General features: G+C 45.1%; 11 protein-coding genes. 5 read left to right on the top strand and 6 right to left on the bottom strand.

The genetic code is table 11. From position 1 onward, the window contains the following. Nucleotides 1-137: 137 nt before the first annotated feature. Together ACZ5V1_RS01850 and ACZ5V1_RS01845 are read right to left on the bottom strand one after the other, a co-directional pair. Entirely contained in the window at nucleotides 138-3,179 is a 3,042-nt protein-coding gene (locus ACZ5V1_RS01850) for an efflux RND transporter permease subunit (protein WP_464390337.1), read from the bottom strand. A gap of 5 nt (nucleotides 3,180-3,184) precedes the next feature. Next, nucleotides 3,185-4,315, bottom strand: a complete 1,131-nt coding sequence (locus ACZ5V1_RS01845; RefSeq protein ID WP_464390336.1) for an efflux RND transporter periplasmic adaptor subunit — start codon at nucleotides 4,313-4,315, stop codon at nucleotides 3,185-3,187. A gap of 457 nt (nucleotides 4,316-4,772) precedes the next feature. On the opposite strand from ACZ5V1_RS01845, the gene ACZ5V1_RS01840 reads away from it, so the two are divergent. Beyond that, nucleotides 4,773-6,353, top strand: coding sequence for a sigma-54-dependent Fis family transcriptional regulator (locus ACZ5V1_RS01840; protein WP_464390335.1), 1,581 nt, complete (start codon nucleotides 4,773-4,775; stop codon nucleotides 6,351-6,353). Between the two features lie 234 nt (nucleotides 6,354-6,587). On the opposite strand, the gene ACZ5V1_RS01835 is transcribed toward ACZ5V1_RS01840, so the two are convergent. From ACZ5V1_RS01835 to ACZ5V1_RS01820, 4 genes are read right to left on the bottom strand one after another with little or no spacing between them, the layout of a single operon-like run. Further along, nucleotides 6,588-6,965 carry a peroxiredoxin-like family protein gene (locus ACZ5V1_RS01835; RefSeq protein WP_464390334.1) on the bottom strand — a complete coding sequence of 126 codons (378 nt, stop codon included), beginning with the start codon at nucleotides 6,963-6,965 and terminating at the stop codon, nucleotides 6,588-6,590. Between the two features lie 18 nt (nucleotides 6,966-6,983). After that, entirely contained in the window at nucleotides 6,984-7,238 is a 255-nt protein-coding gene (locus tag ACZ5V1_RS01830) for a hypothetical protein (RefSeq protein ID WP_464390333.1), read from the bottom strand. Nucleotides 7,239-7,268: 30 nt separating this feature from the next. Further along, a complete protein-coding gene (locus tag ACZ5V1_RS01825) occupies nucleotides 7,269-8,240 on the bottom strand; it encodes an HAD-IA family hydrolase (protein ID WP_464390332.1) in 972 nt (323 codons plus the stop codon). A 1-nt stretch (nucleotide 8,241) separates the two neighbouring features. Next, nucleotides 8,242-10,743 carry an ATP-binding protein gene (locus ACZ5V1_RS01820; RefSeq protein WP_464390331.1) on the bottom strand — a complete coding sequence of 834 codons (2,502 nt, stop codon included), beginning with the start codon at nucleotides 10,741-10,743 and terminating at the stop codon, nucleotides 8,242-8,244. A gap of 267 nt (nucleotides 10,744-11,010) precedes the next feature. Between ACZ5V1_RS01820 and ACZ5V1_RS01815 the strand changes: the two genes are divergently transcribed. The 4 genes from ACZ5V1_RS01815 to ACZ5V1_RS01800 all read left to right on the top strand — a co-directional run bounded on the left by ACZ5V1_RS01815 (nucleotide 11,011) and on the right by ACZ5V1_RS01800 (nucleotide 15,902). Next, nucleotides 11,011-12,453: a sigma-54-dependent transcriptional regulator gene (locus tag ACZ5V1_RS01815; protein ID WP_464390330.1), complete on the top strand. Its 1,443-nt coding sequence runs from the start codon at nucleotides 11,011-11,013 to the stop codon at nucleotides 12,451-12,453. Nucleotides 12,454-12,947: 494 nt separating this feature from the next. Beyond that, nucleotides 12,948-13,973 (top strand): TRAP transporter substrate-binding protein DctP, encoded by a 1,026-nt coding sequence (dctP, locus tag ACZ5V1_RS01810; protein ID WP_160714034.1) that lies wholly within the window; start codon nucleotides 12,948-12,950, stop codon nucleotides 13,971-13,973. Between the two features lie 93 nt (nucleotides 13,974-14,066). Continuing rightward, nucleotides 14,067-14,600 carry a TRAP transporter small permease gene (locus ACZ5V1_RS01805; RefSeq protein WP_160714032.1) on the top strand — a complete coding sequence of 178 codons (534 nt, stop codon included), beginning with the start codon at nucleotides 14,067-14,069 and terminating at the stop codon, nucleotides 14,598-14,600. Continuing rightward, entirely contained in the window at nucleotides 14,601-15,902 is a 1,302-nt protein-coding gene (locus tag ACZ5V1_RS01800; protein ID WP_464390329.1) for a TRAP transporter large permease, read from the top strand. Nucleotides 15,903-15,909: the final 7 nt, after the last annotated feature.

Raw genomic sequence — 15,909 nt, 5'->3', positions numbered from 1 at the left:
TCGAGGAGAGCGTAACAACTAAGGGGGAGCGTTACTATCCCTATTACTGCAAGGTGCATGGTGGGAAACAAATTTTGTGCCTCCAATATTAGGAAGCCGTTATCAGGGCGTACCCAAAAGGGTACGCCCTTCATACATTATGCTACCTGTTCACGGATCTTGAACAGAATTACGTAAAGCGTCGGCACTACAATCAGTGTCAACACTGTTGCAAAGGTAAGACCTGCCATAATGGTTACTGCCATTGATACAAAGAATGCATCAGCAAGCAACGGAAGCATACCAAGTACAGTTGTACTGGCTGCCATCATTACAGGACGAACACGACTTACAGAGGCGTCTAGTACAGCTGCAAACGGCTCTTTACCTTCACGAATTTGCAGGTTGATTTCATCCAGCAACACAATTGCGTTTTTAATGAGCATCCCCATGAGGCTCAGAAAACCAAGCAGAGCCATAAAGCCGAATGGCTGGCCTGCACCCAGCAGTCCCCAGGCGACACCGATAATTGCCAGCGGAACTGTGAGCCAAATGATTAACGGCTCTCTTAAGGAGTTAAAGAGCGCAATAGTGATGATAATCATCAGTACGATGGTTGTCGGGATGGTTGCAAATAAACCAGCCTGTGCATCGGTAGAATCTTCATACTCACCGCCCCACTCCATAGCGTAGCCGGCCGGAAGCTTGATTGATTCAATCTGTGGACGCATTTCTTCAAACAAGACCGTCGGGAGTCCAACTTTGGCTTCACACGAAACGGTAATAGTGAGTTTTCTGTTACGTCTATGTAATGCGTTATTTTTAAATTCAGTTTTATATTCTGAAACAAGCTGTCCCAAAGGAACCATGCTGTTGGAAACTTTACTGAAAACCTGAATAGAATTCACAGACCCAACATCAGAACGCTCGTTTTCCGGTGGACGTACAACAATCGGAAGCAATGTGTCGCCATCGCGATATATTCCGACCGGCACACCAACGTAAGCACCCTTAAGCGCTTGCGCAATATCAGGACGATCTAGCCCTGCACGACGTACAGCCTGTTCATTAAGTACTGGAACAACAACTTTTGCTTTCTGACGCCAGTTATCGCGAATCCCACGAGAGTTACTGTTTTCGCTAAATATATTTTGAGCTTCACGAGAAAGAGCACGAAGCACCTCTGGATCTGGACCGGAAAAACGCACCTCAATAGGGTCATCTCGCCCCGGACCAAGGCGTACTTTTTTAAACTTAAAGAACGCTTCAGGGAATGTCTCACTCGTATATGCTCTGTATTCGTCGATCATTTTCGGAATATTGTGATAATCTTCGATTGTCACAATAATCTGACCATAGTTCGGATAGTTTTGCTCTGGGTTGTAAACCAGCATGAAACGCGGAGCGCCAGCACCTACAAATGTAGTGGTGAACGTTACACGCTCATCCTGCGCCAGTTTTTTCTCAAGCACTTTCAAATCATTGCTAACAGAACTTATATCAGACCCTTCCGGTTTCCACACATCAATAAAGAACTGTGGCTGTGTTGATGCCGGGAAGAACATCTGGTCAACATACTTCATGGCATAGCCAGAGGCGAACAGCATTACGAGTAAAGTACCAACAGTTAGCCAGCGATGGTTCAAACACGCTCTCAGGCATTTACGGTACACTCTGAATAAGAATCCGCCATACGGATCAACGTCCGCTCCGTTTTTACTCTTATGGAGAAACATCTCACAAAAGAGCGGCGTAATGGTCAGAGCTGTTACCCAACTAAGCATCAATGAAATGAGTAAAACCCAGAACAAAGAGCCACAATATTCGCCAGTAGAGTCAGAAGACAGACCAATTGCAGCAAAAGCCAAAACTGCTACGACAGTTGCACCAAGAAGCGGCCACATGTTCTGCGCAACAACACTACGCGCTGCCGCTATCTTATCTTCACCTTGCTGAATACGTACGAGCATGCCTTCCGTGACAACAATGGCGTTATCTACCAGCATCCCCAGCGCAATAATCAACGCACCGAGTGAAATTCTTTGTAGCTGAATGTCCATCATCTTCATGAAGATGAATGAACCACAAACGGTGATTAACAGTACGGCACCAATGAGCAAGCCACTTCGCAAGCCCATAAAGACCATCAAAATAATTACTACGATACCCACAGCTTCAAGCAGGCTGACTGCAAAGCCATCAACCGCTTTGGTTACGTAGTCCGGCTGAAAGTACACAGGCTTAATTTCAAATCCGACAGGCGTAGAACTGTCTAATGCGGTAATGCATTTGGTAACGCGATCACCAAGATCAACAATGTTACCGCCTGACGCCAGAGAGATTCCGACAGCAAGCGAACGAGTGCTACCCTGTCGCATAATATTTGTAGAAGGCTCGATGTATCCGCGTGTAATGGTCGCAAGATCCTGCAGATATACTAATTTTCCAGAACCTTCGTCCGTTACATAAATATCTCCCAGTGCCTCGACAGAGGTTATTCCGCCGGATGGAGATATGCGAATGTATTCAGAGCCGACATGAACATTACCGGCATCGGAAACAAGGTTTCGCTGTTTAAGAGCATCAAGGATGGACTGAGCTGATACACCTAGCTGACGCAATTTTGCGCGCGGCATCTCGATAAACACAGCCTCTTGCTGTTCGCCCCAAACAGTTACTTTTGCAACATCCTGAATAAGGAGCAGTTCCTTACGTAAAAACGTTACGTAATCCTGCAATTCTTTATATGAATACCCGTCTGCTGTTACGGAATATAGAATCCCGTACACGTCGCCGAAGTCATCGACGACCACGGATGAATTGACACCCGGAGGCAAGTGGCCCTGAGCATCGCCAACTTTTCTTCGTAATTCATCCCATACCTGAGGCAGGGTTTCTTTGTCATAGCTGTCTTTAATTTCGACAGTGATAATGGATTTACCCGGAATAGATACGGAAGTAACCTTATCAAGCTGTCCAAGCTGCTGAATAGAACTTTCCAGTCTATCTGTAACTTCTTCTGTGACTTCTTCTGCTGTAGCGCCCGGGTATGTGGTAATTACCAGAGCCTGTTTGATAGTAAATTCCGGATCTTCTAATCGCCCCATGGACTGGTATGCGAAAAGCCCCCCAACAATAAGTATTGCAGTGATAGTAAGCGTTGTAACGCGCTTACTAATCGCCCATTCTCCAAGACTCATGACAGCTATTCTCCAATCTCGCCCTGCAGCACTCGCACAGGTTGTCCTTCTTTAAGGTAGTGCACACCTGCAGTCACAACCTGCATGCCGAAATCAAGACCCGATTTCAAAATATACTGATCCTGCAACATGTCTCCAAGTTCAACAGAAACACGCTTTACAGTGCCATCCTTCTGAACAACCCACACAAACGGCGCATTATCTTTATCTACAGCAACGGCATTAACCGGTACGCGGACACCTTCAATTTTGCTGTTTGTATTACCCGGAAAAGATCCGACAACTTCTGCGGTCATGCCGGAATAGATGCTCACACCATCAGGCTGTGGCAAGGAAACTGTTACTGTGTAGGTACGGGTCTGTTCGTTAGCAGTAGTCTCAAATTCTTTAAGTTCACCTTGGAAAAGCTTGTTAGGCATTGCTGCAAAACGAACCGAAGGCTTTTTGAGCATTGAAGCATTTGCCCGAAGAATAGCGATAACCAATTCAGGAACCTCAACTTCTACATCAAGGCTTTTAACATCATCCAGACGCGCAATACGTTGCTGCGCTTGAACGTTTTCAAAGTTCTTTACATATGTCTGTGCAACCACACCATCAAATGGCGCACGTAGCACCGTATATTCTAAATTAAGCCGAGCCTGTTCCCGTTGCTGCTCAAGATGTTTCACTTGTGCACGTGCATTTTCAAAAACACTATGCGCGCTGTCATATGTTGCCTTGGAAACAATATCGTCTTTCAACAACACAGAGTTACGTTTAAAGTTGAGAACTGCCTCCTGCAACGATGCACGGGCACCGAGCAACTGTGAATCCAACCCACGTAACTGAGTCTGAAAATCGCTGGTATCTAATGTAGCGATCACCTGCCCACGCTTCACGTGTTCACCGGCTTTTACAATAATTTCACTTAGCTGACCTGCAACGCGAAAGCCTATCTCAGCTTTCTCACCGGCAACTACGGTTCCAGGGAAGGCACGTTCTACAAACCCAGCCCCCCCGCTTACAACTACAGCTTTTACTGGTTTTATAACGACTGCTTCTTTTGTCATTTCGTCGCCATTACAGCCCTGAAGAACCAACAATGCGAGCCCTGCAAGAACAAAAATTAAACTTCTAACTCTAAATTTTTCCATGAAATGCTCCCCAGCAAATACAGAATAATGCTCCTCGAAAGAATTACTCTGAAGTCATGAATTTATAAGGCTAAACCAACAAACGATATAGATTGGTCATTCCATAACATTTTGGTTCGTAATAATTAAACACTGCCGAAGGTCTTTTTTACTGTTTGTTTCTGCCTCAATGACCATTAGCTTTTTTGAAATATTGTCTCGTAGACGTATTAGATAAAAAGCCAACATTAAGCAGTCATTACGGTGAAACATGTTTGGTGATAATGTGCAGATTTATTTGGTTCGGCAGTTTTTTTACTTTAGCAAGCTGCGTGCCAAGAAAATAACCTTGTAAAAACAAAAAGTTACTTCTTAAAGTTATTTTATATCATCTATCACTGTTGTATTTGACAGTATGCCTGTTATATTTAACAGAACAGAAGAAAACTATCACATACGACAGACGAAAGGGGCTCCTATGCCACCACAAGACTTTTTTAGAAGTGTGACGAATATCATTTGTTCAACGCTTGATCTGCAAAATGCAATTTCCAACCTCTACCAATACCTTCAAGAAAATTTACCTGTAAACACGATCGGTTTTGACATCTATGATGATGAAAATCGTATCCTGCATAACATCATTTCATTGCATGAAGGCAAAACACGCCCTATTGCAGACCTTATTATCAGTAAAGAAATTCATGACATAATCATGGTTGAGGCTACAGATGAGACTGTTCTTTCTGCATATACTGAAAACTCTTCCGATGAAGAGATCACACGACAAGTCAGCAAGCGCATAGGGCATAAAAATTTTTCCGGTGTCATTTGTTATCTACGTATTGATGGAGAACTGCTTGGTGTAGCTACTTTTTTACGCTCCAAGCCATATGCTTTTTCTGAAGAAGAAATAGAAGCCCTATCTTCCCTTGGTGACCCGCTTACCATTGCTATGGTCAACGCTCTCAAATTTGATGAATTAAAAGCCGTTAAGGAACAGCTTCAGGACGACAATAAATTCCTGCAACGAGAGCTCGCCAAAAAAGCTGGTGAGACCATTATCGGCGCACGCACTGGCTTGAAAACGACCATGAATATGATCTCTCAAGTCGCAAACACAGATGTGCCGGTTATGCTGTTAGGAGAAACTGGTGTTGGTAAAGAAGTACTGGCGAACGCACTGCACCGCATGTCCCCCCGACACGACAAACCGTTCATCACGGTCAACTGTGGGGCTATTCCGGATTCTCTCGTAGACAGCGTCCTTTTCGGACATGAAAAGGGTGCATTCACCGGTGCGGTACAGCAACGCAAAGGTCGCTTTGAACGAGCCAACGGCGGCACATTACTTCTTGATGAAATCGGCGAACTTCCGCCGGATGCTCAGGTTCGACTTCTTCGGGTTTTGCAGGAAAAAACTATTGAGCGCGTTGGCGGTGACACTGAAATCCCCATAGATGCCCGAATAGTCGTAGCCACACACAGAAATTTAAAAAAGCTGGTGAATGAAGGAAAATTCCGCGAAGACTTATGGTTCCGACTCAGCACATTTCCAGTTGTTATTCCGCCATTACGTGAACGCCAAATGGATATTCCATTACTGCTTGCCCACTTCCTGACCAGCTGTTCTGCAAAGCTTGGTGTGCAGCAACCAGCGGTCACTCCTGAAGGCATTGAAAATTTGACTAATTACCATTGGCCGGGAAACGTGCGTGAAATGCATAACGTTGTTGAACGTCAGATAATTTTAGGACAGGGTGCTCCCTTAACCTTCTCAATTCTCACCTCACCTGAAACAACCGTAACGCCTTTCCCTCAACCCACATACAACATCGCACCCGCAGCGTTTCCCGCCGCAACGTCCGCGACTCTAGAGACACAGGGAACATTCCCTACATTGGATGAGGTGACGCGTATGTACATTGAAAAAGCACTGCGTCACTGTAATGGTAAGATTGAAGGCTCTGAAGGAGCTGCCCAACTTTTGGGGGTCAACGCCTCCACCTTGCGCCATAGAATGCGCAAACTTGATATTTCGTTCGGTAAAAAAAGATAACTCAAAGCATCCCCGCTTATACATCAGCACAAGCGGGGATTTTTTTTATTACATAGGCTTTCGAATAGATGTCTCGATGGACAGGACATCCATCTTTGCGCTCTCAATTAAGTGACAATAGGACAAGCCACTGCCAACGCTAGCCTAGCGAGCGTTTCTATCAAAGTTGTGCGTTATGACGATAGTTCGTTATAGGCTGTTGGGCAATCGAGAGACTTTTCAACAACGGCTCTGCTAGAGCGTATCAAGCAGAGACAAAATTTCAGATGGTTCGAGTCGGACGGTGTAGTCCGTATCCAGAAACGTGTACAAAATGGTTCCGTCCGTATCTATAATATAGACAGCCGGAATCGGCAGTTCCCATTTGTCGTTACCGTTCGCTTTTTCAAGATCAAGATTAAAGCTCTTGTATATATCGCGTAACGCTTCATCTAAAGAAAAAACAATCCCGAACTGACGGGCAATGCCGTTGTCTGGGTCAGTCAATACTTCAAACGGGATCGCAAGCTTATCTTCATCGGAAAGCGAGTTGTCAGGCAACTCAGGTGAGATGGCTATCAAGGTTGCGCCACGGGCTTCGATATCTTTTTGAACATCACGCAATGCCTTCAACTGAAGGTTGCAGTATGGTCACCAACCGCCTCTATAGAAGCAGATCACCACACGTCTATCTTTGCGTAGCGCTCCGACATCCACAGACTCGCCCTGAATATTTTTTAATACAAAATCAGGAGCCCGATCTCCAACATGCTTAGCACCATCAAGAAGGCCTGAATCCTTAAGGTGTTGTGCAGACTTTTTCATCACTTCTTGAGCTGATGGAGGAGCCATCTTTGTGAACTCTGCTCTTCGAGCGTCAAGTTTCTCTGATAATCTTTCAACCATGTCTATGTCCCTTCTTCACTGTGTGTTTCACTACATTGGGATAATAACATTCCGGTATCGCAACACGTCATAAAGCTCTGTCAAATTGGCAACAGTAATGGTCGGCTCAACGCCCCATGGGTCAAAAACACTTGAGGCTGAACGACGAATCCACACTGCCTGCAATCCGGCAACTTTTGCGCCGATAACATCAAACGGGTTAGAAGAAATGAGCCAGACCGTATTCAAGTCCGGTAATGATAAAGAGCTCCCCTGAGAATGTGTATCTGATTCGTCCTCGTCGTCCATACCGGATTCTACATAATGCAGACAACCACGTTCTGGAGCATTCAAATCTGCTATTTGTGGAGGAACGTCAGCCGCTTCTTTTTCTTGCTTTGTGACTATGTCTGGGGTCTCAATACCGGCTTTATAGCGTGCAATACTTTCGGCCAGATACATGTACGCAATACGCGAAGGCTTGAACATTTTGATCGGATCTACGCTTATTACATCCTGCAAATAAGGGCGAATATCGGCATACGTCAGCACAGCATTAACATCCGCTGCTGTACCATTACTAAAAGCAAAACAATCTGCATCGGTCAGAGCAAATTTCGGCATAGCAGTCGACACATCATCAAATGCCGGAAGCGACAAATTACGAAGGAATAAAGCCTCTTTTTCTTCGTCTGTAAACGAAACGCAGAATTCTTCACACGTATACTCAAAAGCGTACCGCATACACTGCGAAAAAGGCTTATACCATCGCATCAATCCCATCCGATACGAATACTCCAGCTGTTTATTCCGCCATTGTTTGGCAAAAAAAGCAGCCCGCTCGCCTAATTTCACTTCAAGCAGCGTAATGATATCCGTTGTATCGACAAGGGTTCCATATACATCAAAAACAAGGGTGTGCATTGCTACTCCTGTCATATCGCTATCTTCTAAACCAGCCTTCACAATACCACAGCCAACTATCGTCAGCGATGTTTTTTTGATTGCACGGCTCGATTTCATACTATCTTCGTAGTAATATCTGCACAGTTCTGGCTAATTCTCTTAACTCAAAAGGTTTTAATAATACCTTACGAATTCCACTCTTTCCTTCGGTGATGGAATCAATGGCATCAGAATAGCCGGAACATAATACTATAGGCACTTCAGGTCGCAGTGCATGAATCGCAGCTGCCAATTTGTCGCCTGTAAGGTTTGGCATTGTCTGATCAGTAATAAGAAGGTCATAAGCATACGGGTCTGTCTGAAATGCTTCGAGGGCTGCGGATGGATCACTAAACGAACGGACATCGTATCCTAAATCGTTCAGAGCCTCGGAATAGACATTAACAAGATCAATCTCATCATCAACAAGCATTATGCTTCCGTCGCCGTCAGTAATAAGTGCAGCTGTTGTTCCTTTCTCTGCCTGCTCTCCTTTGCTGTACGGAAGAAGGATGACAAAGCTTGTTCCCTTGCCTTCAGTACTTTCCACTGCAATATGACCGCGCATACTAGTGATGATCCCATGCACCATGGAAAGTCCCATACCAGTACCCTCACCCTTAGGCTTGGTGGTAAAGAACGGATCAAAAATACGACGTACATTCTGTGTTGAAATCCCCTCACCTGTATCTTCCACAGTCAGAGAAACATACTGCCCAGTTGGTAACCCCATCAGACGAGCTCTTTCAGAGAGCAACTGTATAGTGGATGTTGCAATGTTCAGAGCACCACCATTTCTACGCATGGCATATCCGGCATTTGTTCCAAGGTTCATTACGACCTGATGCAACTGGCTGGCATCTGCCATAACCGTGCAGTCATCGGAAAGCGTACTCTTTATTTCAATGGTAGAAGGTAATGAGGAACGAAGAAGCTGTAATACCTCTTCTGCCATTGCAGAGACATTTACAAGCACCCGCTCCGCTTTACGGCGACGGGAGAAGACAAGAATCTGATGCACCATTGCCCGCGCCCTTTCAGCCACTTGCTGAATCCGCTCAAGATTTATGCGCGCACGGCTTCCATCTTCTGTCGAAGGTAGTGCGAGCTCTGCATAACCGGAGATTGCTGCAATAATATTGTTAAAGTCGTGCGCAATACCGCCAGCCAGAGTACCCAACTCCTCAAGCTTCTGACTCTGTTTCAGATGCTCTTCCATCTTCCGCTTTTCTGTGACATCGCGAATAAGCTCAATAATATTTATGAGCTTTCCTGCTTCATCAAAAACAGGGGTCGCTGTAACTTCCGCAGCAATTTCTTCACCGGTTTTCTTTACATAGACGGTTTCACCACGCCATACAGCACCGCTACGCAAGACAGTCCACAAATCTTCAAAAAATTCCTGCGGGTGTTTTTTCCCTCGTAACAAAGAGATATGCCGCCCAAGCATTTCTTCTTCTGTATACTTAGTAAGGTGCAGCAAAGACGCATTCACATATTCCAGAATGCCTTCTGTATCCAAAATAAAGATACCGTCTTCTGCCTGATCCAATGCCGCCAGAAAACGCGTTCTATCTTGCAATTCCCGTTTAAGCTCTTTGGTTCGTTCATTCACACGCAGGCGCAATGTTCTGTTCCAGAGGATAATCCCCACAAAGGCAAGAATGGTAAAAGATGCGACACTGACGATAATGTACCAAAGAAAACGGCTGGACATAAACGCGGACAGGTAGTCCTGCTGTAAGTGAACCCAGCGTTTTAAAATACGCTGTCTTTCAACAGGCGTGATGCTATCCAAGGCTTTCTGAAGAATGTCCGCAAGAATAGGCAGATCGGAACGCACACCCATTCGGTAATACAAACGATAGTCGGTATATCCCGCCACACGCAGATTTGTGATTCCTTTATCTTCAATAAAGTAGCTTGCCTGAGGAAGAGAGATGATGGTTGCATCAATTTCATTAAACGAAACGTGCAACAACGCGGCAAGATAGTTGTATGTGGTTTGAACATGGATATTGGGATAAAATTTTTCCACATAGGAAAGAACGTCATATCCTTTAGGAAGTGCCAAATCCATTTTCTTTTCACTTATGAGGGAAAGCGTAAGTGGATCTTTTTCGCTTCTGTTCGCAAGGATCGCTGTGGACAACTCAAGATATGGATTCGTAAACAGCATAAAATCCGTATTTGCAGGATTACCCGCAAATGCAGCAATCACATCAACCTTGCGCTCTTTTGCAAGCTTCAGCAGTTCCTGCATATTAGCAGTTTCTACCACTTCAAACTCTATGTTCAAATCTTCAGCAACTCGGTGCATGTAATCTGCAACCATCCCCTGATACTCGCCCCTGGCATTTACAAACTCCAGCGGACGCGTATCCGGTGTCACCGCAAGTACGATGGGACGGTCGAGTTCTGCCAGCCAGTTTCGCTCAGTGGCGGACAACGGATCAGTAAGACGTGTATTTTCATATAAGTACAAATACACCGGAAACGTCGCACATAGTGCCAACAGCAACATGAGTACCAGATACACCGGATTTGCCTTTCGCAAAGAAGAGAAGAGTTTACTAATCATAACAATATATTTTGTAAAAAGGTTGCTGGTATTGCATACTAACTATCTACACTACTTCTGTAACAGCCTACGTTACCTTTCTATTTTTCATTTTTGTACATTTGCATAGTATGGCGTATTATATTCAGATAGCTTGATTAATACAGTGCTGTCGTTTACTAAAGCTTGCCTTACAGATTGCATATTCCATATAAAAGCTAATGTAGAGTCTACAGTACTTCTATATGTTTTCGCATCGCACAGAGTTTGAGAAACGCTGGAGCCGTGATGTTTCGTATATTGATCATTGATGATGACCCCAACATTTCCGACATCATATCACAACTAGCAGATGACAGCGGATATGCCCCATCCACCGCCAGTAACCTTACTGACGGTCTTATGGTACTGCAAAGCGAGTCATTCGACCTTGTGTTTCTTGATGTACGCCTGCCAGACGGTAGCGGGCTAGACGCTTTACCACGTATTCGCTCCTCTAAGGGACAGCCGGATGTAATCATTATTACTGGTGCAGGCGATCCTGACGGCGCGGAACTGGCGATTCAAAATGGCGCCTGGGACTATATAGAAAAAGGAAGCAGCTTAAAGCAGATTACTTTTTCTATGGAACGTGCGCTTAAATTCCGCGAGCGTAACAAAGAATGGTCTGAACGTATTATTAAACGAAAATCGCTCATTGGTGACAGCCCCGCCCTGCATTCTGTTCTAGAAAACCTTTCCGTAGCTGCCACTGGTGACGCCAGCGTTCTTATCACAGGTGAAACTGGTACAGGTAAGGAAGTTGTTGCTCGTACTGTCCACGAAAACAGCAATCGTGCAGAAGGTCCTTTTGTGGTTCTCGACTGTGCATCTATTCCAGAAAATCTTGTGGAAGGCGAACTGTTCGGGCACATCAAAGGGTCATTCACCGGAGCTACCACATCCCAGAAGGGTGTTATCGAACAAGCAGACGGGGGAACTCTCTTTTTAGATGAAGTCGGCGAACTGCCTCTTCCTACTCAGTCTGCATTCCTGCGCGTATTACAGGAAAAACGCTACCGCCCGATCGGGTCTACTTCTGAAAAAACGAGTAATTTCCGTCTTGTTGCTGCAACAAACCGTAATCTTGAAAAAATGTGCGAAGACGGCACATTCAGAACAGACCTGTATTACAGACTAAAATCCTGTTCCATGGAAATCCCCCCATTACGAAATCGTCTTGAAGATGTTCCGGCGCTTGCAGAATTCCACACAGCGCGACTCTGCGCTAAATACAGCACTTCCACCAAAACGCTCTCAAATGAGCTCATTGCCATACTTATGCACTACGAGTGGCCGGGCAATGTTCGCGAGTTAGTGCAGACACTTGAACGCACTATTATGCGTGCAAAAGGTGAACCAACGCTCTATCCAGAACATCTGCCTGTAGACATCCGTGCACGTGCTGCCGGTAAAATGCTACGCCCTGCGGAAAAAAAACCACCGTTCCAAGAAAAAGACGATTCCAGCATTCTGGAGCCAGTACCTGCTGATGTTGTTTCATCCCTTTTTAGCAATGAGTTCCCAGCATTCAAGGCTTTTCGCACTACCTGCATTGCACAGATTGAAAAAGTATACCTTGAAAATCTCATCCGTCAGGCCAATGGTTCCATTAAAGAAGCGTGCAAACTTTCCGGTCTGTCACGCACCCGCCTTTATGTTCTGATGAAAGAACACGATATTTCCAGATAGTCCTATCTAACGACCTTTCCCTACTAAAAAGTGAACGAGCAAGCAGCTAACTGTTCACTTTTACGGAACATTTTGTTTGTTCAACCAAACAAAACCTCTTCAAAACTTACTCTCCCTTCATTTTGAAAGCAGAAATACCTACTTTCAACCCACTAACAACACACTGCATCACCCTACCCACAGCCCCATTACAGACTATAGACAGCAAATTATCACATATAACAAATTCTAAATCTCCTAAGATCGAACTCAGTGTTCCGTTTTTGTGAACACAAAAGACAGACTGTCCCGCTTTTGTGAACATTTAATTCTATATTTCATGTTACTTTTTTAAAGGTAGCACTCTCCACTTCAACCAAACAACTAGAAACATGAGGATTTGTAAATATGGCACACTCCAAGCAATGAAAGAATCCGTGAGGAGACACACTCACTTGAGAGGAGTGCTCTGAGGGAACTCAGAGTCTTATCAAAATTTTTCAGGAGTTACTGTAATGAAACGTATTGCTGCACTTATGCTTTGTTTTGCAGCTGCACTTGGTCTTACCGCATGTACCGGCGGCGATGATCAGGCAGCACCTACAGGTAAGAAAACCGAAAAAGTTGTTCTTAAATTTGCTACCCAGCATCCAACAGAACACATGGCTCAGAAATCAGCTGAGCGCATTAAAGCTCGTATCGAAAAAGAAACTGATGGCCGCATCGAAGTTAAAATTTACCCGGCTAACCAGCTTGGTGATGCAAGCCAGCTTTATGAAGAAATTATCCGTGGCTCCATCGACATCGCCCACATCACCGTACCTGACCAGTTTGACGCTCGTCTCGGTGTAGGCTTCCTTCCTTATATTGCTCGAGACTACGAACAGGCTCGTAAAGTATACGATAAGGATGCGTTTCTCCCGAAAGAAATGGCAAAAATGCATGACGCTCTCGGTGTAAAATTCCTTGGTTACTACGGTGAAGGCTTCATCGGCGTAGGTACTGTTAAGCCGCTTGAAAATGCTAGCAAGCCTGGCGTTGAAAAAGGCTTCATGATCCGTGTACCTGGTCTTGACGTATTTAAATTCGGCGCAGAAGAACTCGGTTTCCGTACTTCTTCCCTGCCTTACACCGACACCTACTCTGCATTGCAGACCGGCGTTGTTGACGGCTGGCTCGGCGGCCCTCCAAACCTTAACTACCTCGGCTTCCGCGATGTAATTAAGGAGTACTACCAGTACAACGTTAACTTTGAGTCTACACAGTATGTAATGAACAAAAAACTCTTCGAAGGCATGAGCCCAGAAGATCAGAAAATCGTTGCAACTGCATTTGGTGATGAATCACAGAATTCATTCCTTATGGCTGAAAGCGAAGACGAAATGTACCGTAAAAAGCTTTCTGAAGCAGGCATCGAAGTTATTATGTTCACCACCCAGGAGCTTGAGCAGATGGCAGACTACGTTCGTGCAAAAGCATGGCCGCGTCTTGAAAAGAACCTCACTCCTGAACTCCTCAACGGAATTAAAGCTTCTTACTAGTAAGACAGCACTACTAACTAAGCTCTAACCTTACACGGCGGTGCGGTATACCGCACCGCCGAATTTTTCTGAGTAGTTCAAGGGACACACAAGATGAATAAAACTCTTCTAAATGCTCTAAGCATTCCGTGGAAAGGACTTGGCCTTTTCCAAAAATTTGTAATGGCAAGCACCAGCATCATTATTGTTTGCATGATCTGTTACACCATTATGATTCGCTACATTTTCGGCTCTGACTTTTACGGTTCTGAAGAACTTATCTCTATGCTGGCCTTCTGGCTCTACTTTATGGGTGCCGCACAGGGAAGTCGCGAAAAAAGCCAAATTTCAGCTGACCTTCTCTCCTGCTATATCCGAAACCCGCACCTCAGAGGTGCAGTTCTTCTCCTAAAAGATGCCATCACATGCGCTGTGTGCATACTCTTTACCGTCTGGGCACTACAGTTTGTATCCTGGGCACTGGTAATGAACCCAAGATCCCCTGTTTTCCGTCTGCCAATGCTCATTCCACAAGCTGCAGTTGGTCTGGGTTTTGTTCTCATGTCTTTGTATCATGTCACATATTTCGTACAGGATCTTATCGCATTTATTAAAGGCGACAGATTCGGCTGCTCGGGGGATTTTTAAATGTCAATTCCTATCATAATCGCAATTGCCATTTTGGTATTTACTCTGTTCATCGGTGTACCAATTCCGTTTGCGTTCTTCAGCTCTGCTGCATACTTAATTTTTCAGGGTGGCTATGATCCTAGCTTCCTGCTGCCATACGGTTTTGCAAAAATGAACTCCGTTGTTCTGCTCACCATCCCGCTCTTTATTATGGCAGGTGGTGTTATGGATAAGGGGGGCATCGGGGACAAGCTTATTGATGTTGTCGATGTTCTCGCCGGTCGTATTCGCGGTGGGCTTGGTGTTGTATGTGTTATCACCTGTGCTATCTTTGGTGCAGTATCCGGTTCTTCTTCCGCAACCGTATCCTGTATCGGCTCCATCATGATGCCTAAGCTCAAGCGTGCAGGCTACCCTACCGGACATGCGGCGGCGCTCCTCGCAAGCTCCGGTGTACTTGGTATCCTTATTCCACCTTCCATGCTTATGATTTTGTACGCGTGGATGGGTAACCAGTCCGTACTTGCCTGCTTCCTCTCAGCATTTGTTCCGGGTCTTATTCTTACGACTCTGCTCAGCCTTGTTAACTTGTACATGCTGCGTAACAACAAAAATATTCAAGTTGCAGATCACGGTGACTTAGCAACGACAGGTAAACTCTTTGTAAAAAAGAGTGTTAAGGCTTCTCCAGCACTCATGATGCCTGTCATCATCCTCGGTGGTATCTACGGCGGTATCATGACGCCTACAGAAGCCGCTGCTGTTGCAGTACTGTATGCTATCCCTGTTGCTATGTTTGTATACCGCGGGCTTAAAGCACGCGACCTCATGAAGACTCTTATTGAATCAGCAACGACTACAGGCGTTATTATGGCTATGACCTTTGCGGTTATGATCCTTTCCCGCCTGTACATTATGGAAGATCTGCCATCTCAGGTAATGAATGTTCTGACTTCTGTATCTGAAAATAAATACGTCATTCTTATGATGATCAACGTATTCATGCTCATTATGGGTATGCTCATGGACGACGTTTCCGGTATTCTGCTCGGTACTCCACTGCTGCTGCCACTCGTAACACAGCTTGGTGTTGATCCAGTTCACTTTGCAGCCATCATGGGTGTTAACCTCGGTATGGGTAACGTTACGCCGCCAACAGCGCCATTGCTTTACCTTTCCGGTCGAATATCCGGCGCACGGGTAAACACAATGCTTAAGCCGACCATTATTCTAATTCTATTTGCATGGCTGCCTACATTGCTTATTACCACGTACATTCCAGAAGTATCACTCTGGCTTGTTAAACTGGCCATGGGTTAAGGAGTAG

The organism is Halodesulfovibrio oceani subsp. galateae (genome assembly GCF_055397225.1).
This window is presented reverse-complemented; position numbering and strand designations above follow the sequence as displayed.

Excerpts from the sequence above, each read along its gene's own strand:
- ACZ5V1_RS01850 (WP_464390337.1), bottom strand. The coding sequence starts at position 3,179 with ATGAGTCTTGGAGAATGGGCGATTAGTAAGCGCGTTACAACGCTTACT.
- ACZ5V1_RS01845 (WP_464390336.1), bottom strand. The coding sequence starts at position 4,315 with ATGGAAAAATTTAGAGTTAGAAGTTTAATTTTTGTTCTTGCAGGGCTC.
- ACZ5V1_RS01840 (WP_464390335.1), top strand. The coding sequence starts at position 4,773 with ATGCCACCACAAGACTTTTTTAGAAGTGTGACGAATATCATTTGTTCA.
- ACZ5V1_RS01830 (WP_464390333.1), bottom strand. The coding sequence starts at position 7,238 with ATGGTTGAAAGATTATCAGAGAAACTTGACGCTCGAAGAGCAGAGTTC.
- ACZ5V1_RS01825 (WP_464390332.1), bottom strand. The coding sequence starts at position 8,240 with ATGAAATCGAGCCGTGCAATCAAAAAAACATCGCTGACGATAGTTGGC.
- ACZ5V1_RS01820 (WP_464390331.1), bottom strand. The coding sequence starts at position 10,743 with ATGATTAGTAAACTCTTCTCTTCTTTGCGAAAGGCAAATCCGGTGTAT.
- ACZ5V1_RS01815 (WP_464390330.1), top strand. The coding sequence starts at position 11,011 with ATGTTTCGTATATTGATCATTGATGATGACCCCAACATTTCCGACATC.
- dctP (WP_160714034.1), top strand. The coding sequence starts at position 12,948 with ATGAAACGTATTGCTGCACTTATGCTTTGTTTTGCAGCTGCACTTGGT.
- ACZ5V1_RS01805 (WP_160714032.1), top strand. The coding sequence starts at position 14,067 with ATGAATAAAACTCTTCTAAATGCTCTAAGCATTCCGTGGAAAGGACTT.
- ACZ5V1_RS01800 (WP_464390329.1), top strand. The coding sequence starts at position 14,601 with ATGTCAATTCCTATCATAATCGCAATTGCCATTTTGGTATTTACTCTG.